General features: G+C 69.3%; 1 protein-coding gene. It reads right to left on the reverse strand.

Going from position 1 to position 322, the window contains the following annotated elements; all coding sequences use genetic code 11:
• Positions 1–322: S1C family serine protease (locus NE591_RS13575; RefSeq protein WP_256156898.1), on the reverse strand; the 322-nt coding region annotated here is incomplete at both ends.

Consider the following 322-nt stretch of genomic DNA (forward strand, 5'->3'; position numbering starts at 1 on the left):
GTTACCGTCGCCGTAGCCCCGGCCAAAGTCCTGACCCTGCTCGGGCATCTGATGCTCCTGCTGAGCCTTCTGCTCGGCAGCGGCCTTCTGGCTGGCGGCATCGTCGCCCAGGGTCACGGAAATCTCCTGCTCCTGGCCGTTGCGGTTCACGGTGAGCTTCACGGTGTCGCCAGGGTTCTTGCCGCGCACGGCCAGCATGTGGTCGGAAGCGCCTTCCACAGACTCGCCGTCCAGGGCCGTGATGATGTCGCCCTCCTGGAGGCCGGCCGCCTCGGCGCCGGAGCCCTGGGAGACGGCGGCCACGTAGGCGCCGGACTCAGCG

The sequence above is a fragment of the Adlercreutzia sp. DFI.6.23 genome, assembly GCF_024462535.1.
In the GTDB taxonomy this organism is placed as follows: domain Bacteria; phylum Actinomycetota; class Coriobacteriia; order Coriobacteriales; family Eggerthellaceae; genus Adlercreutzia; species Adlercreutzia rubneri.